The organism is bacterium Scap17 (assembly GCA_013376735.1).
Lineage (GTDB): Bacteria > Pseudomonadota > Gammaproteobacteria > Pseudomonadales > Halomonadaceae > Cobetia.
In genome coordinates this window covers 3,907,915-3,929,058 of the sequence record VINJ01000001.1, presented here as the reverse complement: position 1 = coordinate 3,929,058, position 21,144 = coordinate 3,907,915, and the positions used below count along the sequence as shown (strand labels likewise).

18 protein-coding genes and 1 tRNA gene are annotated in these 21,144 nt (G+C 64.6%); 10 read left to right on the top strand and 9 right to left on the bottom strand.

Translation table 11 applies throughout. The features are described 5' to 3' along the window. Nucleotides 1-36: 36 nt before the first annotated feature. The 3 genes from FLM52_16690 to FLM52_16680 form a co-directional block, all read right to left on the bottom strand. Nucleotides 37-948, bottom strand: coding sequence for a MerR family transcriptional regulator (locus tag FLM52_16690; GenBank protein NVN57367.1), 912 nt, complete (start codon nucleotides 946-948; stop codon nucleotides 37-39). Between the two features lie 266 nt (nucleotides 949-1,214). After that, nucleotides 1,215-1,601 (bottom strand): cobalamin biosynthesis protein CbiX, encoded by a 387-nt coding sequence (locus tag FLM52_16685; protein ID NVN57366.1) that lies wholly within the window; start codon nucleotides 1,599-1,601, stop codon nucleotides 1,215-1,217. A 39-nt stretch (nucleotides 1,602-1,640) separates the two neighbouring features. Continuing rightward, on the bottom strand, nucleotides 1,641-2,855 hold the full coding sequence (locus FLM52_16680; protein NVN57365.1) for an FAD-dependent oxidoreductase: 1,215 nt from the start codon (nucleotides 2,853-2,855) through the stop codon (nucleotides 1,641-1,643). Nucleotides 2,856-3,018: 163 nt separating this feature from the next. On the opposite strand from FLM52_16680, the gene FLM52_16675 reads away from it, so the two are divergent. Further along, nucleotides 3,019-3,954 (top strand): TIGR01777 family protein, encoded by a 936-nt coding sequence (locus FLM52_16675; protein NVN57364.1) that lies wholly within the window; start codon nucleotides 3,019-3,021, stop codon nucleotides 3,952-3,954. A gap of 20 nt (nucleotides 3,955-3,974) precedes the next feature. Here FLM52_16675 and FLM52_16670 read toward each other — a convergent pair whose 3' ends face one another. The 3 genes from FLM52_16670 to FLM52_16660 form a co-directional block, all read right to left on the bottom strand. Continuing rightward, nucleotides 3,975-4,736, bottom strand: a complete 762-nt coding sequence (locus tag FLM52_16670; GenBank protein ID NVN57363.1) for an RluA family pseudouridine synthase — start codon at nucleotides 4,734-4,736, stop codon at nucleotides 3,975-3,977. 232 nt (nucleotides 4,737-4,968) lie between these two features. Beyond that, nucleotides 4,969-7,911: an RNA polymerase-associated protein RapA gene (gene rapA / locus FLM52_16665; GenBank protein NVN57362.1), complete on the bottom strand. Its 2,943-nt coding sequence runs from the start codon at nucleotides 7,909-7,911 to the stop codon at nucleotides 4,969-4,971. 138 nt (nucleotides 7,912-8,049) lie between these two features. Next, entirely contained in the window at nucleotides 8,050-8,907 is an 858-nt protein-coding gene (locus FLM52_16660) for a TlpA family protein disulfide reductase (protein ID NVN57361.1), read from the bottom strand. Between the two features lie 197 nt (nucleotides 8,908-9,104). Between FLM52_16660 and FLM52_16655 the strand changes: the two genes are divergently transcribed. Then, nucleotides 9,105-9,365 (top strand): hypothetical protein, encoded by a 261-nt coding sequence (locus FLM52_16655; GenBank protein ID NVN57360.1) that lies wholly within the window; start codon nucleotides 9,105-9,107, stop codon nucleotides 9,363-9,365. Nucleotides 9,366-9,379: 14 nt separating this feature from the next. On the opposite strand, the gene FLM52_16650 is transcribed toward FLM52_16655, so the two are convergent. From FLM52_16650 to ispB, 3 genes are all read right to left on the bottom strand, one after another. Further along, a complete protein-coding gene (locus FLM52_16650; GenBank protein NVN57359.1) occupies nucleotides 9,380-9,610 on the bottom strand; it encodes a hypothetical protein in 231 nt (76 codons plus the stop codon). 122 nt (nucleotides 9,611-9,732) lie between these two features. Further along, nucleotides 9,733-9,809, bottom strand: a tRNA-Pro gene (locus tag FLM52_16645). Nucleotides 9,810-10,039: 230 nt separating this feature from the next. Next, entirely contained in the window at nucleotides 10,040-11,029 is a 990-nt protein-coding gene (gene ispB, locus FLM52_16640; GenBank protein ID NVN57358.1) for an octaprenyl diphosphate synthase, read from the bottom strand. A 283-nt stretch (nucleotides 11,030-11,312) separates the two neighbouring features. Here ispB and rplU point away from each other — a divergent pair, with 283 nt between their 5' ends. The 8 genes from rplU (at nucleotide 11,313) to ileS (ending at nucleotide 21,042) form a co-directional block, all read left to right on the top strand. After that, nucleotides 11,313-11,624, top strand: coding sequence for a 50S ribosomal protein L21 (gene rplU / locus FLM52_16635; protein NVN57357.1), 312 nt, complete (start codon nucleotides 11,313-11,315; stop codon nucleotides 11,622-11,624). 33 nt (nucleotides 11,625-11,657) lie between these two features. Beyond that, nucleotides 11,658-11,915, top strand: a complete 258-nt coding sequence (locus FLM52_16630) for a 50S ribosomal protein L27 (protein ID NVN57356.1) — start codon at nucleotides 11,658-11,660, stop codon at nucleotides 11,913-11,915. A 125-nt stretch (nucleotides 11,916-12,040) separates the two neighbouring features. Further along, nucleotides 12,041-13,237: an Obg family GTPase CgtA gene (gene cgtA, locus FLM52_16625; GenBank protein ID NVN57355.1), complete on the top strand. Its 1,197-nt coding sequence runs from the start codon at nucleotides 12,041-12,043 to the stop codon at nucleotides 13,235-13,237. 202 nt (nucleotides 13,238-13,439) lie between these two features. Beyond that, a complete protein-coding gene (locus FLM52_16620; protein ID NVN57354.1) occupies nucleotides 13,440-14,621 on the top strand; it encodes a glutamate 5-kinase in 1,182 nt (393 codons plus the stop codon). Nucleotides 14,622-14,888: 267 nt separating this feature from the next. Continuing rightward, a complete protein-coding gene (gene rpsT, locus FLM52_16615; protein ID NVN57353.1) occupies nucleotides 14,889-15,155 on the top strand; it encodes a 30S ribosomal protein S20 in 267 nt (88 codons plus the stop codon). 60 nt (nucleotides 15,156-15,215) lie between these two features. Beyond that, nucleotides 15,216-16,931, top strand: coding sequence for a murein biosynthesis integral membrane protein MurJ (gene murJ, locus FLM52_16610; GenBank protein ID NVN57352.1), 1,716 nt, complete (start codon nucleotides 15,216-15,218; stop codon nucleotides 16,929-16,931). 134 nt (nucleotides 16,932-17,065) lie between these two features. Continuing rightward, nucleotides 17,066-18,199, top strand: coding sequence for a bifunctional riboflavin kinase/FAD synthetase (ribF, locus tag FLM52_16605; GenBank protein NVN57351.1), 1,134 nt, complete (start codon nucleotides 17,066-17,068; stop codon nucleotides 18,197-18,199). Between the two features lie 11 nt (nucleotides 18,200-18,210). Beyond that, entirely contained in the window at nucleotides 18,211-21,042 is a 2,832-nt protein-coding gene (ileS, locus tag FLM52_16600; protein NVN57350.1) for an isoleucine--tRNA ligase, read from the top strand. Nucleotides 21,043-21,144 lie beyond the last annotated feature (102 nt).

Here is a 21,144-nt window from a genome sequence, read left to right as displayed (position 1 = left end):
CGATCGGTGAAACCAATGCCGAGCAGGAGCCTGCGTTCAACGTGCCATCAAGGACCTCAGGCGAGCGACCGCCTGAATCGGGTCGGCTCCCAGGCCTTCGATGGGCCCGTCTACCAGCTCCTGCTGGCGAATCTGGGCGGCCGGGCCAGCGATGGCCAGCGGCACGCTCAATTGTTCTGCGACCCGCGGCAACTGACGGCGCATGACATCCGAGCGCTCTGCCTGGGTGCCGACCAGTACCACGGCCTGTGCCTGCAGGCGCTCTGCGGCCAGCGGCAGCTCCGCCAGCGGCAGTGGGCCATCCAGCAGGCTGACGTGATAGCCGGCGTCGCTGGCGACCAGCGCGAACAGCAGCAGCCAGCTGAGGCCCGGTTCTTCCGGCAGGCGCGTCAGCGTGATGTGCGGGGCGTGACGCTCCTGATTGGCAAACACCAGCCGGGCACCGATGCGCGAGCGCAGGAAGCTCTCGAAGAAGCACTGGGCCAGGCGGGTGCCGAAGGTGGCGGTGCCACGCTCCTCGAGCTGTTCGAGCAGCGGACGCCACAGGCGCTCGACCACGCTGCTGACCGGGTACAGCGCCAGACTCTGGTTGTACAGCTCGGCCAGACGCGCCTCGTCCTGGGCATCGATGGCGGCCAATGCCAGCTGCTGCTGGCCACTCCAGCTGCCTTCGTCCGGCATCGGCGTGCTTTCCGGCTGCGGCTGGTCGAGAAGCTCGCGTACCTGGCTGACAGGTACTCCGCGGTTGAGCCATTGCAGGATGTGTTCGATCCGCTCGATGTCCTCGCGGGCATACAGGCGATGCCCCTTGGGCGTACGGCGGGGCTCGATCAGTCCGTAGCGGCGTTCCCAGGCTCTCAACGTGACCGAATTGACGCCGGTCAGGCGAGAGACTTCGCGGATCGGAAACAGCGGCGAACTGGCAGTTTCCGTGGCCTTGTCAGTCATGAATGGTGTTACCTCTGGCGGTGACGAGGCATCCCGGGTGAAGCACAGGTGAGGACGACACACAGGGTAAAGTTGAAGTGTCGTCACATGGGGCGCTGTGGGATACCGGCAATGCATCTTGTGCACTAGCTGTACATGTGGGCATCAGGATGGCGCAGCCGCCAGAGCCTGACAAGAGGCAAGCTGCGTCGCATCCTCGGTGCACATGTTTTGAAGGTGCATCACAGCGCCTTCGACGCAGGAGGTCCCGTCATGAAATCGGCCGTCTAGGCGTTGTCCTGTTGCTCCACAATCTGGATCAAGGCCTCGACAAAGGCCGGATGTGCTCCCACCGGGTCAAGCAGGCTGATGGGGCAGTCGGGGTGCTGGCGCTGCGATTCTTCCAGCATGGCGGGCACGTCTTCACGCAGATGACGGCCGGCTGCGAAGAACAGCGGCAGGATGTCGATACGCGCGGCACCGTCTGCCGCCAGGGCATCGATGGTGTCGGTCAGCAGCGGGTCGCACAGTTCCATATACGCCAGGCGCGTCGGACGCTTGAGGCGGGAAGCCAGTGTGGCTTCCAGTGCCTCGAAGGGCTCGCGCCAGCGCGGGTCACGTGACCCATGGGCCAATAGAATCAAGGCGTTGTCGTGATCTGTGGATGTAGTCATGCAGCTATCCTGTGGGCGATGAGGGGTCGCGGCAGCGTATCAGCTGTCGACGAGGGTGTTGAGCAGCTGTTCGGCTACCTCGTGCCCTGACAGCCAGGCGTCCTCGACGCGTGGGCCACGCAGGGCGTCTCCGGCCAGCCATAGCCCGGATGCCCCCTGGCCGCAGACATTGTGGGCTTGGGCGTTCTGGTCACGTCCCTTCTGGACATGGCCCTTCTGTTCATCGCCATTCTGGCCGGCTGCCGCTGAGGTCTGCGGCAGTGTCTGGGTCGGATGGGCGTAACGCCAGCGATGCGCCGTGAGGGTGACCTTGCCCCGGCTCCAGCCCGGCGCCAGCTCGCGGATCTCGGGCAGTGTCTCGAAGGCCTTCCACAGCAAGGTCGCGACCTCCTGTGGCGACTTCTCCAGGTTCGCCCGGCTCCAGCCAGCGGTCGCCAGCAGGCTCAGGGTCTCCTTGGCATGTAACGGTGTCTGGCGGCCGGGGCGCGAATGCTGGCGCATCACGCAGCGCAGCGGGCCATCATCACCGCGGCTGACCAGCAACCCTTGCCAATCATCGTCGCCCCCCAGCGCGGGAAGCGGCGTCTCCAGAGTGGCCATCAGTGTCCAGGTCGGTGCCATCTCCACTCGGGCCAGCGCCTGACTCAGTGCCGGGGCAAGCGAGTCCTCGCAGAGCGCCGCCCCCTGGGCGTCGGTGCCGGCCGTGCTCAACAGGGCACGTGCCTGCGGCGCCGGCGCGCTGATCACCACGTGATCGAAGGGGCCGTGCTGATCACCGTCGCTGTCCTCGAGCCGCCAGCGCTTGTCTGACGCCGTGCCATCGTCCGCGATCAGGCGCGTGATGCGCGTTTCGCTGTGCAGGCTCGCATGGGCCGGCAGCTGTTCACTGAGGTGGCGGCTCAGGGCGCTCATGCGCGGACTGGCCACGTAGCGGGTGGAATCATCGCGCAGCCGCTGCCATTGGCTCTCGTCAGACGCCGACTTGCCGAGACTCAACAGTCTCTCACCCCAAGTTGCGACGACGCCTGCGGCCCGCCACTGCTCAAGCGCGGACTGGAAGCGTGGATCACGCGCCGTGAAGTATTGCGCGCCGATGTCGATGGGGCCTTCGCTAGTGCGGCGACTGGCCAGGCGTCCGCCGGGGCCGCGCGCCTTCTCGAATAGCGTTACCGCATGGCCCTGCGCGGTCAGTCGGGTGGCGGCAGACAATCCGGCGATACCGGCACCGATGATGGCGATGGACGATACTGGCATCTGGAGGCGACTCCTGCGCGGGCGGTGTTCTGGGGGTACGGGTCGTCATGTGACCCGACAGCAGATACGCTAAAGTTAACTTCTTGCGCATAATTGTACAATATAAGTATAGATTTATGGCGGAAGTCGGCACACTCGATGCTTCATCGCCGAGGAGGGCAACATGCGAATATTGATAACAGGTGCAACGGGGTTCGTCGGCCAGGCGCTGTGTCAGTCACTGGCCGCTGCGGGCCACTCGCTGGCGGTCGTATCGCGCCGCCCGGAGCGTGCTGAGCGCCAGTTTGCCGACCTGGGGCTGACGGTGGTCGCGGCGGATTCGTCGCTGGCCTTCAAGGATTGGCAGCCCGAAGGCATCGTCAATCTGGCGGGGGAGTCGATAGCCGGGCGGCGTTGGAGCGAGGATCACAAGCGTGAGCTGCGCCGTTCGCGGCTGGAGACTACCGAGCACCTGGTGATGCTGTGTCAGCAGTTGGCCACCGAAGGCCATCCGCCGCAGGTGATGGTGTCCGGTTCGGCGATGGGCTATTACGGCGCACAGCCCAAGGCGGGCGAGCCGGGCGATGTCGAGATAGATGAACAGGCGACGCCCCACGACGATTTCAATCATCGCCTGTGTCGCGACTGGGAAGCGGCCGCCATGCCCGTCACCGAATATGGCGTGCGACTGGCCATCATCCGCACTGGCCTGGTGATGGAGGCCGATGGCGGCACACTGGCCAAGCTGCTGACGCCCTTCAAGCTCGGGCTCGGGGGGCGGCTGGGCGATGGACGCCATTACATGCCGTGGATCCACCGCCACGACATGATTCGCATCATCGAGCGCCTGCTGGCGGATGACAGTCTCAGCGGTGCCTTCAATGCCAGCGCGCCGCATCCGGTCACCAACATGGGCTTTACCCACGCTCTGGCTCGCGGTCTGGGGCGCCCGGCGATCCTGCCGCTGCCGGCCAAGGCGCTTGAGCTGGGGCTGGGGGAAATGAGCACCCTGTTGCTGGAGGGCGCCCGCATGGTGCCGGCGCGTCTGCTGGCTGCCGGCTTCACCTTCGATTACCCGACCCTCGACGTGGCCTTCGCCGATATCCTGTCACGCAAGTGAGTCTTGGCAGCAAGGCGATGCTAGAAGGGCAGTGGCGCTTCCAGCACCAGTGGTAGGGCATCGCTGTCGCTGGCTGGCGGAATCACCAGGCGTGCCGCATGCAGCAACAGGCGCGGGCTGGCATTCAGCGCCGCGCCGCGGGCATAGAAGCCATCACCGATGATCGGGTGGCCGAGTGCCAGCATGTGCAGGCGCAGCTGGTGTGAACGTCCGGTATGTGGCGTCAGCGAAACACGGCTGGCGGCGAGGGTCTGCGACGTACCATCCGGGCGCTGGCCCGCGAGCGTCAGATGCTGCTCGACCCGATAGTGCGTCAGTGCCGACTTGCCATGCGTGAAGTCGACGATCTGACGTGGGCGGCGTGGCCAGTCGCAGCGCAGCGGCAGGGCGATGCTGCCCTCGGCGGGCGTGAGATGACCTGCCACCACGGCCACATAGCGTTTCTCGATGGTACGCGACTGGAATAGCCGCGACAGTCGCCGCTGGCCCTCGACATTGCGCGCCACCAGCAGCACCCCGGAGGTCGCCACATCCAGGCGGTGCACGGCGCGGGTATCGTCGCTCAATTGGCACAGGCGCGAATGGACACTGTCGAAGCGCGAGGGATCACGCCCCGGCACGGAGGGCAGCTCGGCCGGCTTGTCGATCGCCCACCAGTCATCGCCCGCCGCCAGCAGCGATAGCCCCACCCTTGCGACACGCTCACCTTCCTCGGCCAGGCGCTCTCCCTGCCAGCTCTGCCCTGACGCTGTCTCGTCGCTCTCTGGATATGATCTCGCCATGGGGGTGCTCTGTAGTAATGAAGCGATAGGATGAAACGAAAGGGATGAAACACAAGTGATGAGGCGTAAGTGATGGGCCGCGAATCGTGACACGCAAGCGATGGCATCGTCGCGGCCGCTGGTCGATCTGGCAAGTCCAGCGGGCCATTGTCGCTGGCGCACACGGCAAAACGCCCCACCGGCCGATGGCAGGTGGGGCGTTTCAGGTGCATCACTGACGCCTGCGGTCAGCTCAACGCTCGTGGGCATCCACGGTGACGATGACGCGCACGCTGTCCAGACGCAGACGGGTGGTCTCGATGGCACTGTCCAGCGCGGCACGCTCCTGACGCAGTGCTTCGAGCTCTTCCTCGCGCACGGCCGGGTTGTGGCTGGCCAGGGCTTCCAGGCGCGCCAGTTCGGCACTGAGCTGCTCGCGCATCTGCTGCTGGGCCTGCTCGACGATGGTCGGCAGTTCGCGCTCGGCTTCCTGCTCGGCATCGCTCATCAGCTTGCGCAGCGTGGCGTGGCTCTGCTTGATGAGGTCACGCGCGACCGCCTTCTTGACCGGCTTGAGGTTCTTGGCCAGTCCGCCGAAGGACACCTTGTCGGACAGGTTGCTGCCGGTTTCATCCAGCAGGACACGGATGGCGGTCGGCGGCAGGAAGCGGCCCAGACGCAGGCCGCGCGGCGCGGTGGACTGGGTGCGGAACACCACTTCCGTCATCAGGCGGCCACCGGGAATCGCCGGGTGCTTGAGCAGCGCCAGCGCGGTGTTGCCCATCGAGCCGTCCAGGATGCGGACCAGCATCTCGCGGACCAGCGGGTGCTCCCACGACAGATGCTGCACGTCTTCGCGTGACAGCGCGGTGGCGCGGTCACTGGTGACGCTGAAGCCTTCCTCGCCCTTCACCAGCCCCGGCAGGCCGTCGAGCATGTGCGGGCCCGGCGCCAGATAGGTGATGCCATCGCCGAGGTCCCGGCTCTCGATGCCGAAGATGTCGAAGGCGCGCTCCAGATAGCCGGGCAGCGCCTTGTCGTTGTCCAGCGTCTCGATGGCGGCGATGACTTCCTCGGCGCGCTCGTGACGGCAGGCATTGAGTTCCAGCAGGCGGTTGCGGCCGGACTGACGCTCTTCCTGCAGGGCGTCGAAGCGCTCGCGGGTCTGCTCGATGATGCTGTCGATCTCTTCGCTGTCGAGCAGGGCCTCTTCCAGCTCGTCGCCGAACTGGGTGTAGAGCTCGCTGCCGATGCCGTGCGGCGCGCTGAAGGCGTCCATGCCATCGCGGTACCAGCGCAGCAGCTGGGCGCCCGGCGAGCCTTCGAAGACCGGCACGTGGATCTCGATCGGGAACTGCTGGCCGATGCGGTCCAGGCGCCCGATGCGCTGTTCGAGCTGGTCCGGATGTACCGGCAGGTCGAACATCACCAGGTGGTGGCAGAACTGGAAGTTGCGACCTTCCGAGCCGATTTCCGAGCACACCAGCAGCTGCACGCCTTCCTCTTCGGAGGCGAAGGCCGCGGCGGCGCGATCACGCTCGACCAGGCTCATGCCCTCGTGGAAGACCGGCGCATGCACGCCGCCCAGCACGCGCAGGCCTTCGGACAGCTCACGCGCGGTATCGGCGGTATGGCAGATCACCAGCGCCTTCTCGTTGCCGAGGTCGGTCAGGGTTTCCAGCAGCCACATGACGCGCGGGTCGATCTGCCACCAGGGCTCGGCGTTCATGCGGTCATCGGGCAGGGCGCGATACATCTCGTCGAGGAACAGCACCACCTCGGGGTGGTTCATGCCGGTCTCGATCAGCAGGTCATCGAGATAGTCCTCGTCGCGCTCCAGCTTGCGCACCACGCGACGGTAGGAGGAGGGCAGCTCCAGCTCGTGGACATGCAGACGGCGCTCGGGGAAGCCTTCGACATGGGTGCGCGAGTTGCGGAACATCACGCGGCCGGTGCCGTGGCGATCGAGCAGCTGGTCACGCAGCTGACGACGCACGCTGTCGCGCTGGGCATCATCGGCATCGCTGTCCATCAGGGTGTCGAGCAGGGCGCGGCTGTCAGCGTCATCCAGCACCTCGGTGAGGCTGTCGAGACCGCTCTGGTCCGCGGGCAGCGCTTCCAGGGCGTCGATGGCGCTGGCGACAGCCACATAGCCCTGTTCCTCGGCCTTGAAGCGCTCCAGGTCGTGGTAACGCTCCGGGTCGAGCAGGCGCAGGCGTGCGAAGTGGCTCTCGAGTCCCATCTGCTCCGGCGTGGCGGTCAGCAGTAGCACGCCGGCGATCTGGCGAGCGAGGGATTCGACACAGGCGTAGCCCGGGCCGACCTTGTCTTCGCTCCAGTCGAGGTGGTGGGCCTCATCGACGATCAGCATGTCCCAATCGCAGGCGGCAGCCTGGACCTGACGCGACGGGTTGGCGAACAGCCAGTCCTGGCTGGCCAGAATGATCTGGTTGCCTTCGAAGGGGTTGCGCGTGCCGTAGGCCTTGCACTGCTCTTCGTCGAGCAGCGAGACATCCAGCGCGAAGCGGCGCAGCATCTCGACCAGCCACTGGTGGGTCAGGCTCGCCGGTACCAGGATCAGCGCACGGCTGGCGCGGCCGCTGAGCAGCAGGCGGTGAAGGATCAGGCCGGCTTCGATGGTCTTGCCGAGGCCGACTTCATCGGCCAGCAGTACGCGCGGCGCGTGACGGCGCGAGACTTCATCGGCGATGTAGAGCTGGTGCGGCACCAGATCGACCTTGGGGCCGGACAGGCCCAGTGCCGGACTCTGCTCGACACGGTGGAAGTGGCGCAGGGTGCGATAGCGCAGGTCGAACCAGTCATTGCGGTCGACCTGGCCAGTCAGCAGGCGATCACGTGCCTGATTGAACTGCATCTTGTCGTTCAGACGGGCTTCGGGAAGCTCGATGAGCTCGCCGGCATGCTCGCCGCTGCGCTCACAGATGTAGACGATCTGGCCGCGCACTTCCTTGAAGTCATCGACGATCAGCCATTCGCCATCGTCGGACTGGATGCGGTCGCCATTGCCGAAGGCCACCCGGGTAAGGGGCGCTTCGCGCAGACTGTAGGTGCGGGTTTCTTCGCTGGCAGCAAAGAGCACGGTGACGGTGCGGAAGTCGACATTGAGGATGGTGCCAAGGCCGAGATCAGCCTCGCCGTCACTGATCCAGCGCTGACCGGGAATGAAGTCGCTCATGAAGCCTCGGGGTAGGACAAAGACGGGAATCGGGAATACAGGGGCGCGGTATCTTACCGGATCAGACGCCGTGGCTTAAGCGCCTTTTCTTGCGGCGAGCGTCTTTGTCGCATCGAACGAGGCCACCGGTGTGTCGTTCTATGGCCGTGACGCCGGTAGCAGGGCGTCCAGCTGGGCGCGGCTCAGCTCGCCGATATGACGCTCGATCAGCTGTCCGTCGCCATCGAAGACGAGGGTCGCGGGCAGGCCCTGCGCCTCGGCCAGCGCCATCAGCTGCATGGCGGGGTCGAGCAGCGCGTACTCGAGCGTCAGCTGTTCGCTTTTCAGAAAGCGGGTCACCGCCAGTGTCTGCTCGCCCTGATTGGCGAGTACCACGGTGACGCCGGGTCTCTGATCAGCCTCTGCCAGCAGTGGCATCTCGCGTCGGCAGGGCGGGCACCAGGTGGCCCATAGATTGACGATCACGCGCTCGTCCTGGATGTCATTCAGCGCGACGGGGCGGCGATCCAGATGGTTGAGGGTGATGGCAGGCATCGCCTCGATGGCGGCGGCGTTGCCCAGCGGGTCGAGTTGCTTGAGGCCAAGGAAGGCGGTCAGGCCCAGGGTCAGACTGCCCAGCGCGATCACCTGGCGAATCGTGCCATGCCGGCGCAGCAGCCACAGGCTGGCCAGGGTCGCGGCCAGCATGCCGCCGAACAGGTGGTAGCCCGGTTGCCACAGCTTGAGGATATCCAGCGGTACCTGCTGATAACTTGCCCAGTGCAGCGCGACATGAGTGAGGCGCGCACCGATCACCCAGCTGACCAGCATGCGATTGAACCAGCGCGAGGGGCTCAGCGGCGGTGAATCGTGAGCGGGCGCGGTCGTGCCTCTGGCGTGCATGCGTGCCAGCAGACGAATCAGCAGCGAGAACTCGATCAGCATCACCAGGGCTGCCACGAAGGCATAGAGGCGTTCGACGGAAATCAGGGCAGGGCCCAGGGCGATGGCATCCATGCGGTTATCCTCTGGCGGTGTCCGGGGAGCGTTCGAATCAGCAGTGTCTGTCGGCCTGTATGTGGCAAGCGCTTGGCAAACGCTGGGCAGGCGCTGCAGTCGCGAGGCTCGAGTATGCGATAATCGACGGACTTCGACATCCACGCCTCGCGCACTGAGCATTGCTCTGCCGCCGAGGACGCGCCAAGGATATCCCCATGCTGTCACATCATTATGACCGTAGCCGTGCCATCGCCGTTGCCAGTCAGGCCACTGGCCTGATCGCCATCGTCGTGCTGGAAACCTGGCTTGGCGATGCCGCCCGCCCCTGGCAGGGGCTGGTGTTCGCCCTGATGCTGGCCTTCGGTCTCGGCCTTGCCCTGCGCAGTTACTACCTCAAGCAAAAGGCCCGCCGCGACCGAGAGCGCGCTGGACGCGAGCGGGCCCGCAAGGCGAGTGACACCTGGATGTCCGATTGAGGCAGGCGAGCGACTCAGTAGCTCTGCAGTCGGTAGCCTTCACGCTCCATGCAGTACTTCAGCAGCGTCTGTTTCTCGTTGTCTGACTTGTCAGTCAGGCCAAGTTCGTACTGGCAGCCGGCCCAGGTGTTGTGAGCCTCCGTGCTGTTGGCGCCGGGCTTCTCCCATTGGGTACGGGTAGAGGCGCAGGCGGAGAGCAGAGAGGTGAGCAGCAGGGACAGCATGGCAAGGCGCAGTGTGTGCATGTGGCATCCTGAGGGATGTAAGGCGTTGGAGGGGAGTTTGTCACTGGACAGCATGAGCCGCAGGAAAACCTTCCAGCGTCAAAAAAGCCGCTGATCAGTGATCAGCGGCTTTTTCAGATATCTGGTCGGAGTAGCAGGATTCGAACCTACGACCTCTGCCTCCCGAAGGCAGCGCTCTACCAAGCTGAGCTATACTCCGATGCGTCGTGAGCTTGTCTCGACGGAGGTGAATTATACGCAGGTAGCTTTGCTTTGCAAGCCCTTGAGGTCAAAAAGTTTTATCTGAGTCTCAGGGGGCAATCCCGCTGTCGAGAAGCACGCTTCTCTTCACCTCGTCCTGCCGGCGCTTCTCGCCATGTTGGCGGCGGTCTTCTGCTGCCATGATCGACTGACCGACGACCTGCCAGGCAGGCCATCGTCATGCGCATATCAGGCCTGGCGGCCGACACTCAACAGCGCGATGCGCTCGAGGCTGTCGCGGAATTCGCTCTCCGGCAGCGCCTTGAGCTCATTCAGGGCGTTATCGGCCATTTCCTGAGCGCGGCTGCGGGTATAGTCGAGGCCGCCCGTGAGGCGCACCACTTCCAGCACCTCGTCGAGCTGCTCCAGCCCACCCTTCTCGATGGCGCCGCGCACCAGGCTGGCCTGAGCCGGACTTCCGACCTGCATGGCGCGAATCAACGGCAGGGTCGGCTTGCCTTCGGCCAGGTCATCACCGACGTTCTTGCCCATGGTCTCGGCATCGCCCTGATAGTCGAGCAGATCATCGATCAGCTGGAAGGCGAGGCCCAGGTAGCGGCCATAGTTCTGCAGCGCGCTGACCTGTGCCGGCGTGACAGTGTCGTCGGTTTCCCTGGCCAGAATCGCGCCGGCATGGGCGGCCGCCTCGAACAGCATGGCGGTCTTGCCGTGGATGGTCTCGAAGTAGGCGGCCTCATCAATGTCGGCATTGCCGATATTGGTCAGCTGCAGGACTTCCCCTTCGGCGATGGTGCAGGTGGCGGCGGAGAGAATCGCCATCACGTCCATCGAGCCGACTTCGACCATCATCTGGAAGGAGCGCGAATAGAGGAAGTCACCGACCAGCACCGACGGCGCATTGCCCCAGGTGTCATTGGCGGTGGAACGGCCGCGGCGCAGGCTGGATTCATCCACGACATCATCGTGCAGCAGGGTCGAGGTGTGCATGAACTCGATCAGCGCGGCCAGATGAACGTGTTTCTCGCCTTGATAGCCGAGTGCGCGGGCTGCCAGCAGCACCAGCACCGGGCGCAGGCGTTTGCCACCACTCTGGATGATGTACTGACCGATGGTCTGGACCAGCGGCACGCGCGACTCGAGCTGCGCGAGGATAGTGCGGTCGACGGCGGCGAAGTCATCTGCCACTGCCGCGTGAAGGGTCGATGCGTCGGCTTGCATGAGATCGTCGTGCCCGTAGCGAGAGGTGAGGCCGCCGTGGCGTGCCGTTTGGCGGTAATGCTATGGGGCACCCCTATGGCCGTCAAGGCGTGCACCCGCGCAAGGACGCTGGCTGGCGGCCGATTGGTCGCGTAAACCTTGACATTGCTTGTCGGTCGCGGCACGTGGCGCTATAATACGCGGCCGTGACTCATCCCGCTCCCTGTCAGATGGCTCCAGAAGGGGCGCCACTCGCAGCAGGCCACCCAAGAGCACACCCTTGATGAGTCCGATGGAGAGAATCATGTACGCAGTTATCAAGAGCGGTGGCAAGCAGTACCGCGTTCAGGAAGGCCAGACCCTGAAGCTCGAGAAGCTTGAAGTCGCGACTGGCGAAGCTATCCAGTTTGACGAAGTCCTGATGGTCGCTGAAGGCGACGACATCAAGGTCGGCGCTCCGCTGGTGGAAGGTGCCAAGGTTTCTGCCGAGGTCGTGTCTCACGGCCGTGGCGACAAGGTCACCATCATCAAGTTCCGTCGCCGGAAGCACTCCATGCGTCGTGCGGGCCACCGTCAGTGGTTCACCGAAGTCAAGATCACTGGTATCTCTGCTTAATTGCAGCGCTACCCACCATAGGAGAATTATCCAATGGCACATAAGAAGGCGGCGGGCTCTACCCGCAACGGTCGCGATTCTGAATCCAAGCGCCTTGGTGTGAAGCTGTTCGGTGGCCAAGCGGCTATCGCCGGCAACATCATCGTGCGTCAGCGCGGCACCCGTTTCCACGCTGGTACTGGCGTCGGCATCGGCAAGGACCACACTCTCTTCGCTCTGGCCGACGGCCACGTGAAGTTCGAGACCAAGGGTCCGAAGAACCGCAAGTTCGTCAGCATCGTTTCTGCCTGAAACGTCTGACAGCTTACGCAGACTGGACGATGCCCCGGTATCGTGGGACGGTCTGCAAGGAAGCCCCGCTCAGGCGGGGCTTTTTTGTCGCATGACGGCCCGGGTCGTCGTCAGGAGAGAGCAGCATGCAGTTCCTTGATGAAGCGTCGATCATTGTAGAGGCCGGACGTGGCGGCAATGGTTGCCTGAGTTTTCGCCGTGAAAAATACGTGCCGCGCGGTGGTCCCGATGGGGGCGACGGCGGGCACGGCGGCAGTGTGTACCTGATCGGGGATGATTCCCTCAATACCCTGATCGACTTCAAGTTCCAGCGCTACTATCAGGCAGAGAGCGGCGATGCCGGTCAAGGCCGCCAGATGGCAGGCAAGGCGGGTGAGGACCTGATCGTCAAGGTGCCGGTCGGCACCACCGTGATCGACGAGGAAACCCTCGAGATCATCGGCGACGTGACGGAGATCGGCCAGTTGGTACTGGTCGCGCAGGGTGGACGTCGTGGACTGGGCAACATCCACTTCAAGTCTTCCACCAACCGCGCGCCGCGTCAGACTTCCAAGGGGACCTGGGGCGAGCGCCGCAACCTGCGTCTCGAGATGAAGGTGATGGCGGACGTCGGTCTGCTCGGCATGCCGAATGCCGGCAAGTCGACGCTGATCCGCGCCGTCTCCGCCGCCAAGCCCAAGGTCGCCAACTACCCGTTCACCACCCTGGTGCCGAACCTCGGTGTCGTGAAGATCGGTAGCCACCAGCACTTCGTGATGGCCGATATTCCCGGTCTGATCGAAGGCGCGGCGGATGGTGCCGGCCTGGGCCTGCGTTTCCTCAAGCACCTGACACGTACGCGCCTGCTGCTGCACGTGGTGGATATCGCTCCCTTCGACGAGAGCGATCCGGTGCATGCGGTCGAGGCGATCCTCAAGGAGCTGGAGAACTTCTCCTCGGCACTGACGGAGCTGCCCCGCTGGCTGGTGATCAACAAGGTCGACCTGCTGGCGGAAGAGGATCGTGACGCGATGGTCAAGGACCTCGTTGAGCGTCTGGGCTGGGAAGGCGAGCTGTTCGTCGTCTCCGCGGCCAGCGGTATCGGCACCCAGGAGCTGGTGCAGGCCGCGCACCGCTGGCTGGGCGAGCAACGCCTGCAGCTGGTGGAAGATCCGGAAGCTGCCGAGGCACATGCCGCCCTGCTGGCGCGCATGGAGAACGAGTCGCTGGAGCGCGCTGAAGAGCGCCTGACACGTCGCAAGCGCAAGAAGGATGACGAAGAAGAGGACGATGACGACTTCAATGACGACGATTACGACGTCGAAGTCGAATACGCGCCCTGAGGTCTCAGTTCGTCCGGTGGCTGTCCTGAGCGGCAGCCACCGAGTGACGAGCGACCCGCTTCGCGATTCACGCCCCGCCCCGAACCTCATGGTCTCGCGGCGGGGCGTTTTCGTTGTCGGGGCCGGCGAGGAGTGATGACAGCGGGCTGGCGGGAGCAGACAATGGCAAGCAGAGAGGCAGGGCCTGCCGGCGAGGGATGACATGACAGGAGAGAGCGCGGTGTCGGAGCAGAAGGTGGCGGAAGTGGCGGAGCTGGGCAGTCAGACGGGGCGCGAGGCCTTGGCCAGTGCACGACGCGTGGTGGTCAAGATCGGCAGTGCGCTGCTGACCGACGACGGCCGCGGGCTGGATGATGCCGGCATCGGTCGTTGGGTCGATCAGATCGCGGCGCTGCACGCGCGGGGTGTCGAGGTGATCGTGGTGTCCTCCGGGGCGATCGCCGTCGGCATGTCGCGGCTGGGCTGGTCAGCTCGCCCCAGCGGCGTGCATGAGCTGCAGGCGGCAGCGGCGGTCGGTCAGAACGGCCTGACCCAGTGTTATGAAGAGCATTTCCATCGTCATGGCCTCACCACGGCGCAGATTCTGCTGACCCACGACGACCTCTCCAACCGCAAGCGCTACCTGAATGCACGTTCGGCGCTGCGCACCCTGGTCGACCTGCGGGTGGTGCCGGTGATCAACGAGAACGACACCGTGGTCACTGATGAGATCCGCTTCGGCGACAACGACACCCTCGGCGCGCTGGTCGCCAACCTGCTCGAGGCCGATGCGCTGTTGCTGCTCACCGATCAGGAAGGCCTCTATGATGCCGATCCGCGTCATGACCCGGCGGCCAGCCTGATCGAGGAAGCCCAGGCCGATGACCCGATACTGGTCAAGGTGGCCGGCGGCGGCGGTTTGCTCGGGCGTGGCGGCATGGCGACCAAGGTGCGCGCGGCGCGTCTCGCGGCGCGCAGTGGCGCATTGACCGTGATCGCTTCTGGCCGTCAGCCCGAGGTCATCACCCGGCTGGCTTCCGGTGAGCGCTTCGGCACGCTCCTCTTGCCGGAGCATGCGCCGATCGCGGCGCGCAAGCGCTGGATCGCGGGGCAGTTGCAGGTGCGCGGCACCCTGACGCTGGATGCCGGCGCCGTCAATGTGTTGACCACGCGTGGCTCCAGCCTGTTGCCGGTGGGCGTCAGGAAGATCGATGGCGCCTTCAAGCGCGGTGATCTGGTGCAGTGTGTCGATGAATCCGGCCAGCGCATCGCCAAGGGCCTGGTGAATTACAGCGCCGAAGATGCCGGACGGATTCTCGGCCTGCCCAGTCATCAGATCGAGGCGACGCTGGGCTATATAGAGGCGCCGGAACTGATCCACCGCGATAACCTCATCGTGCTGTAAGGCGCATGAGGGCTGCCTTCGGGGCAGGTGTCGGACTGGTGATATGTGGGCGGGTCGTGCTAGACTCTGCCGTCCTGTCGGATGCTGGTCCGCTCCGATGGCGAAGGTTTGGCGGGGCTTCCACGCCAAGTCGCTGATTTCTCGAGGTTCCATGCGTCAAGTATCGAGCACGAGAAATGACGGGACCCGCTGTCGCCTAGCGACAATGTCTTCCAAATTCCAGTTCATGAGTACGCGCCTACGGGTGGACTCATAAGGAGCATCAAAGTGGCAAACTCCAAGCAAGCTCGCAAGCGCGCTCGTCAGGCTGAAGTCCGTCGTCAGCACAACTCCGCACAGCGTTCCGCCGTGCGCACCAGCGTCAAGAACGTGCTGAAGGCCGTCAAGACTGGCGACCACGCTGCGTCCATGGCCGCTTTCAATGTCGCGCAGAAGGTCCTCGACCGTTACGCCGACAAGGACATCCTGTCCAAGAAGAAGGCTGCTCGCGTCAAGAGCCGTCTGAACGCACGCGTCAAGGCACTGGCTGTCTAAGACGCATGTGTGTGAAAAAACCGGCTTCGGCCGGTTTTTTTGTGTCTGTCTGTCGAGTGGATGACATCGGTGTCAGGTCAGGGAAGCGAGAGGGGTGTCAGGGTGAGCAAGCCGCAGGATGAGTCGCCCACAGGCGAGCAGGAAGTCAGAGGAGAAGATGGCAGGGCCGAGGCCGCCGCGCAGTCCGCTTCACAAGCAAGTGCCCAGGGCGAGACCCGCTCGGGCGACAGTCTGCCGGTGCGGGGTGGTCTGTTGCGCTCGGGGTTGATCGTCAGCGTGATGACGATGCTGTCGCGCGTGCTTGGGCTGGCGCGCGATGTGACCATCGCATCACTGCTGGGCGCCGGCAGCGGAGCGGATGCCTTCTTCGTTGCCTTCAAGATCCCCAACTTCATGCGCCGCCTGTTTGCCGAGGGTGCCTTCAACCAGGCCTTCATCCCGGTGCTGTCGGAGTATGCGACTCGCCGGACGCGGGAGGAGGTCCGTGAGTTGCTGGATGCCGTCAGCGGCAGTCTTGGCATCGTACTTGCGTTGATCACCGCGGTCGCGATGCTGTGCGCGCCCTGGCTGGTGTGGGTCTTCGCGCCCGGGTTCGGTGACGATGCCGGCAAGCTGGCGTTGACCGGTGACATGCTGCGCCTGACCTTCCCGTATCTGCTGCTGATCTCGCTGACCGCTTTTGCGGGTAGCGTGCTCAATACCTGGAATCGCTTTGCGGTGCCGGCCATCACGCCGGTGCTGCTCAATCTGAGCCTGATCGGCGCGGCGCTGTTGCTGGCCCCTCGCTTCGAGACACCCGCCATGGCGCTGGCTTGGGGCGTGTTGATCGCCGGTGGCGTGCAGCTGCTGTTCCAGGTGCCGTTCCTGCTGCGGCTTGGCCTGATGCCCAAGCCATGGCCGAATTTCGCCCATGAGGGCGTGCGCCGCATTCTCAAGTTGATGACCCCGGCGTTGTTCGGTGTCTCGGTGTCGCAGATCAATCTGCTGCTGGATACCGTGCTGGCCTCGTTTCTGGTCACCGGCAGCGTGTCGTGGCTCTATTACTCCGACCGTCTGGTCGAGCTGCCGCTGGGCATCATCGGCATCGCCATCGGGACGGTGATTCTACCGGCGCTCTCCAAGCGCCACGCCGAGCAATCGCTGGAGCACTTCCAGAAGATGCTCGACTGGGCGCTGCGCTCGGTACTGTTGATCGGGGTGCCGGCGGCGCTGGCGCTCGGCGTGCTGGCCGAACCCCTATTGATCACGCTGTTCCACTACGGCGCGATGACCGACAACGATGTGGTGATGTCGGCCCAGAGCCTACGTGCCTACAGCTTCGGTCTGCTGGCCTTCATGTTGATCAAGGTGCTGGCACCGGGCTTCTATGCGCGTCAGGACACGAAAACGCCGGTCAAGATCGGTATCATCGCGATGGTCGCCAATATGGCCTTCAACCTGGCGCTGATCGTGCCGCTGGCGCACGCCGGGCTCGCGCTGGCCACGGCGCTGTCGGCCTTCCTCAATGCGGGCCTGCTGGCACGCGGCCTGTATCGTGACGGCGTGCTGCGCTTCCAGCCCGGTTGGGGACGCTATTCGCTGACCCTGATCGGGGGTTGCGCCCTGATGGGCGGCGGCTTGATGTGGCTGTCGCCGGACTGGACCACCTGGCTTGGTTGGGGGCTGTGGGAGCGCTGTGCGATGATGGGAGCGCTGGTCGTCGGTGGTGTGCTGGCCTATGCGGTGTGGTTGGGGCTGTGCGGTGTCCGCCCGCGCCATTTCCGCATGCAGAGCTGAGTCTGCTGCCCGGGTGCCACGCAGGTTGGCGCCCCCGGTTCCAGCTGTTTTCTCCCTGGTGGGGCAACGGTGGCTGTCAGCGCCGTGCCCCTTCGCTATAATCGACCACTTTCGGCGGCTTGTGTGATGCACGCATGGACTTGATCAGAGGACTCCACAATCTCGCCCGCCTGCGCAAGCAGGATGGCAGTCGCGGCTGTGTGGCCACCATCGGCAATTTCGATGGCGTGCATCTCGGCCACCAGGCGATTCTGGAGCAACTTCGCGAGCGCGCGGCGGCTTATGGTCTGCCCGCCACGGTGGTGGTGTTCGAGCCGCAGCCGCGTGAGTTCTTCGCGGGTGACAAGGCGCCGCCGCGGCTGACGCGTCTGGCGGACAAGGTGCGTCTGCTGGGCAGCCATGGCGCCGAGCGCGTACTGTGTCTGCCTTTCAATGAGACGCTGCGTTCGCTGTCGGCACGTGAGTTCATCGAGCAGGTGCTGATCGATGGGCTCGGCGTGCGTCATCTGGTGGTCGGTGACGACTTCCGCTTCGGTTGTGATCGCGCCGGAGACTTCGCGCTGCTGGAGCGCATCGGCGCCACCGAGGGATTTGCGGTGGAACATACCCGCACCTTCGAGATCGCCGACGAGCGGGTTTCCAGCACTCGCGTACGCGAGGTACTGGCCGCCGGTGACATGGCGCTGGCCGCCCGGTTGCTTGGGCGTGCTCACCACTGGCAGGGGCGCGTGGTCGCGGACCGCCAGCTGGGTCGCACGCTGGGCGTGCCGACTGCCAACCTGCCGCTGCCGAATGCGCCGCTGGCGGTCTCCGGCGTCTACGCGGTGATGGTGCACCTTGCCGACGGCCGCGACTGTCCGGCGGTGGCCAACATCGGTTGGCGCCCGACGGTCGGCACGCCGCGGCCGGTGCTCGAGGTCCATCTGCTGGACTTCGCGGAAGACCTCTATGGCCAGCCGATGCGCGTCAGCTTCTGCGCCTTCCTGCGCGGTGAACAGCGCTTCGATGGCCTGGAAGCCCTCAAGGCCGCCATCTACGCCGATATCGCCCTGGCGAAGCGCTTCTTCGCGCTGGCCGCGGGCGAGGCGCCTGCCGGTGATGAGCAGGCGTTGCTCGATTGCATGACCTCGATGGCTGACCTGCCGCTGGCCAGCCGTCCGCTGAGCGCACTGATGACGGATGCGCCGACGGCACCCTTACACGGCACTGCTGAGGTGTCTGATTCCACAGCTCGGGAAGCTCAGGCTTCCCGCCCCCACGACGGCTGACCCGAAAGGCTATGAGCGACTACAAGCACACTTTGAATCTGCCCGATACCGACTTCCCGATGCGCGGCAATCTCCCCAAGCGTGAGCCGGAGCAACTGGCGCGCTGGAACGAGATTGACCTCTATGCGCGTCTGCGTGAAGCAGGCAAGGGCCGTCCGAGCTTCGTGCTCCACGACGGCCCTCCCTATGCCAACGGCAATATTCACATCGGTCATGCCGTCAACAAGATTCTCAAGGACATCATCGTCAAGTCCAAGACGATGGCGGGCTTCGACGCGCCTTACGTGCCGGGTTGGGACTGTCATGGTCTGCCCATCGAGCACAAGGTCGAGACGACCCACGGCAAGCACCTCGAGTCCGAGAAGGCGCGTCATCTCTGCCGTGAATACGCTGGCGTGCAGGTGGAAGGTCAGAAACACGAGTTCATCCGTCTCGGCATCGTCGGTGACTGGGGCAACCCGTATCGCTCCATGGACTTTGCCAATGAAGCCGGTGAGATCCGTGCGCTGGCCGAGATGGTCAAGGGCGGTTATGTCTTCAAGGGTTTGAAGCCGGTCAACTGGTGCTTCGACTGCGGCTCTGCGCTGGCGGAAGCGGAAGTCGAGTACGCCGACAAGACCTCTGATGCCATCGACGTCGCCTTCGCGGCAGACGACAGCGCGGCACTGGCCAAGGCCTTCGGCCTCGAGTCATTGAGCAAGCCGGCGGCGATCGTGATCTGGACCACCACCCCGTGGACCATCCCGGCCAACCAGGCGCTCAACGTTCACCCGGACTTCGTCTACTCGCTGGTCGACACCGGCGAGCGCCTGCTGGTGCTTGCCGAGGAGCTGGTCGAGGACAGCCTCGCGCGCTTCGGTCTGAGCGGTGAGACGCTGGCGACCGTCAACGGCGCGGCGCTGGAGCTGATCAACTTCCGTCACCCGATCTACGAGCGTCTGTCGCCGGTCTACCTGGCCGACTACGTCGAGACCGGTGCCGGTACCGGTATCGTCCACTCCGCCCCGGCCTACGGCGAGGATGACTTCCATACCTGCCGTCGTTACGGCATGAGCTTCGACGAGATCGAAAGCCCGGTGCAGGGCAACGGCGTGTACGTGCCGGATCTGCCGGAATTCGGTGGCCAGTTCATCTGGAAGGCCAACCCGAACATCGTCGCGCGTCTGGAAGAGCTCGGCGCGCTGATGGCGCACGAGAAGATCACCCACAGCTACATGCACTGCTGGCGCCACAAGACGCCGGTCATCTATCGTGCGACGGCCCAGTGGTTCGTCGGCATGGACCTCCCCGGCACCGATGGCGTGACCCTGCGTGACAAGGCGCTGTCCGCCATCGAGGACACCGCCTTCATCCCGGCCTGGGGTCAGGCGCGTCTGAAGAGCATGATCGCCAACCGTCCGGACTGGTGCATCTCGCGTCAGCGCAACTGGGGCGTGCCGATTCCGCTGTTCCTGCATCGCGCGACGGGGGAACTGCACCCCGACAGCGTGGCGCTGATGGAAGCGGTCGCCGATCGCGTTGCCGAGCACGGCATCGATGCCTGGTGGTCACTCGACAGCCAGGAGCTGCTGGGCGATGAGGCAGAGAACTACGAGAAGGTCACCGACACGCTGGACGTGTGGTTCGACTCCGGGACGACCCATTGGCACGTGCTGCGTGGCTCGCACCCGCATGGTCACGAGCAAGGCCCGCGTGCCGACCTGTACCTGGAAGGCTCCGACCAGCACCGTGGCTGGTTCCACTCGTCACTGCTGACCGGCTGTGCCATCGACGGCCACGCGCCCTACAAGGCGCTTCTGACTCACGGTTTCACCGTGGATGCGCAGGGTCGCAAGATGTCCAAGTCCGTCGGCAATGTGGTTGCGCCGCAGCAGGTGATGGACAAGCTGGGCGCCGACATCCTGCGTCTGTGGGTGTCCTCCAACGACTACTCCGGCGAGATGGCCGTCTCGGACGAGATCCTCAAGCGGACCGCCGACGCCTATCGTCGTATCCGCAACACCTCGCGCTTCCTGTTGTCCAACCTGAACGGTTTCGAGCCGGAACGCGATGCACTGGCCTTCGATGACATGCTGGCGCTGGACCAGTGGGTGGTCGATCGCGCCGCCCAGCTGCAGGCGCGTGTCGAGCTGGCCTATGAGGAATACCGCTTCCTCGACATCTATCAGCAGGTGCTGACCTTCTGCTCGCGTGAGCTGGGCGGCTTCTATCTGGATGTCATCAAGGACCGCCAGTACACCACTCAGCCGAACTCGCGGGCGCGTCGTAGCTGCCAGACGGCGCTGTACCACGTGATCGAGGCGCTGGCACGCTGGATTGCGCCGATCCTCTCCTTCACCGGTGAAGAGATCTACGCCAACATTCCGGGCCCGCGCAAGGACACCATCTTCCTCGAGACGGCCTACACCGGCCTGACCACCCTGGCGGATGATGCCCCCATGGGGCGTGAGTTCTGGGAGCAGGTGCTACACGTCAAGCAGGCGGTCAACAAGACGCTGGAAGGCGCGCGCAACGCCGGTCTGGTCAAGAATGGCCTGGCGGCGGAAGTCACGCTCTATGTCAATGACGAGCTCAATACGTTGCTGGCAAGTCTCGGCGACGAGCTGCGCTTCGTGATGCTGACCAGCGGCGTGACCCTGGCGCCTCTCGAGGCGGCCGGTGAGGCAGAAGAGACCGAAGTGTCCGGCCTCAAGGTGGCGGTCAAGGTCAGCGAGAATGCCAAGTGCGAGCGTTGCTGGCACCACCGTCCGGAAGTCGGCACCCTGCCGGAACATCCGACACTGTGCAGCCGCTGCGTGACCAACCTGCCGGATGGCGAAGGCGAGACGCGTCACTTCGCTTGATCGCTGATGCGACCGCAGCATCGTTCAGCCTCCGCTGAGCGCTGATATCGAACGCCGGGCTCTGGCCCGGCGTTCGTGTCTTGCCGGTCGCAGACTCATTTT

Coding starts and splice junctions, on each gene's coding strand:
- FLM52_16690 (NVN57367.1), bottom strand. CDS start 948: ATGACTGACAAGGCCACGGAAACTGCCAGTTCGCCGCTGTTTCCGATC.
- FLM52_16685 (NVN57366.1), bottom strand. CDS start 1,601: ATGACTACATCCACAGATCACGACAACGCCTTGATTCTATTGGCCCAT.
- FLM52_16680 (NVN57365.1), bottom strand. CDS start 2,855: ATGCCAGTATCGTCCATCGCCATCATCGGTGCCGGTATCGCCGGATTG.
- FLM52_16675 (NVN57364.1), top strand. CDS start 3,019: ATGCGAATATTGATAACAGGTGCAACGGGGTTCGTCGGCCAGGCGCTG.
- FLM52_16670 (NVN57363.1), bottom strand. CDS start 4,736: ATGGCGAGATCATATCCAGAGAGCGACGAGACAGCGTCAGGGCAGAGC.
- rapA (NVN57362.1), bottom strand. CDS start 7,911: ATGAGCGACTTCATTCCCGGTCAGCGCTGGATCAGTGACGGCGAGGCT.
- FLM52_16660 (NVN57361.1), bottom strand. CDS start 8,907: ATGGATGCCATCGCCCTGGGCCCTGCCCTGATTTCCGTCGAACGCCTC.
- FLM52_16655 (NVN57360.1), top strand. CDS start 9,105: ATGCTGTCACATCATTATGACCGTAGCCGTGCCATCGCCGTTGCCAGT.
- FLM52_16650 (NVN57359.1), bottom strand. CDS start 9,610: ATGCACACACTGCGCCTTGCCATGCTGTCCCTGCTGCTCACCTCTCTG.
- ispB (NVN57358.1), bottom strand. CDS start 11,029: ATGCAAGCCGACGCATCGACCCTTCACGCGGCAGTGGCAGATGACTTC.
- rplU (NVN57357.1), top strand. CDS start 11,313: ATGTACGCAGTTATCAAGAGCGGTGGCAAGCAGTACCGCGTTCAGGAA.
- FLM52_16630 (NVN57356.1), top strand. CDS start 11,658: ATGGCACATAAGAAGGCGGCGGGCTCTACCCGCAACGGTCGCGATTCT.
- cgtA (NVN57355.1), top strand. CDS start 12,041: ATGCAGTTCCTTGATGAAGCGTCGATCATTGTAGAGGCCGGACGTGGC.
- FLM52_16620 (NVN57354.1), top strand. CDS start 13,440: ATGACAGGAGAGAGCGCGGTGTCGGAGCAGAAGGTGGCGGAAGTGGCG.
- murJ (NVN57352.1), top strand. CDS start 15,216: ATGACATCGGTGTCAGGTCAGGGAAGCGAGAGGGGTGTCAGGGTGAGC.
- ribF (NVN57351.1), top strand. CDS start 17,066: ATGGACTTGATCAGAGGACTCCACAATCTCGCCCGCCTGCGCAAGCAG.
- ileS (NVN57350.1), top strand. CDS start 18,211: ATGAGCGACTACAAGCACACTTTGAATCTGCCCGATACCGACTTCCCG.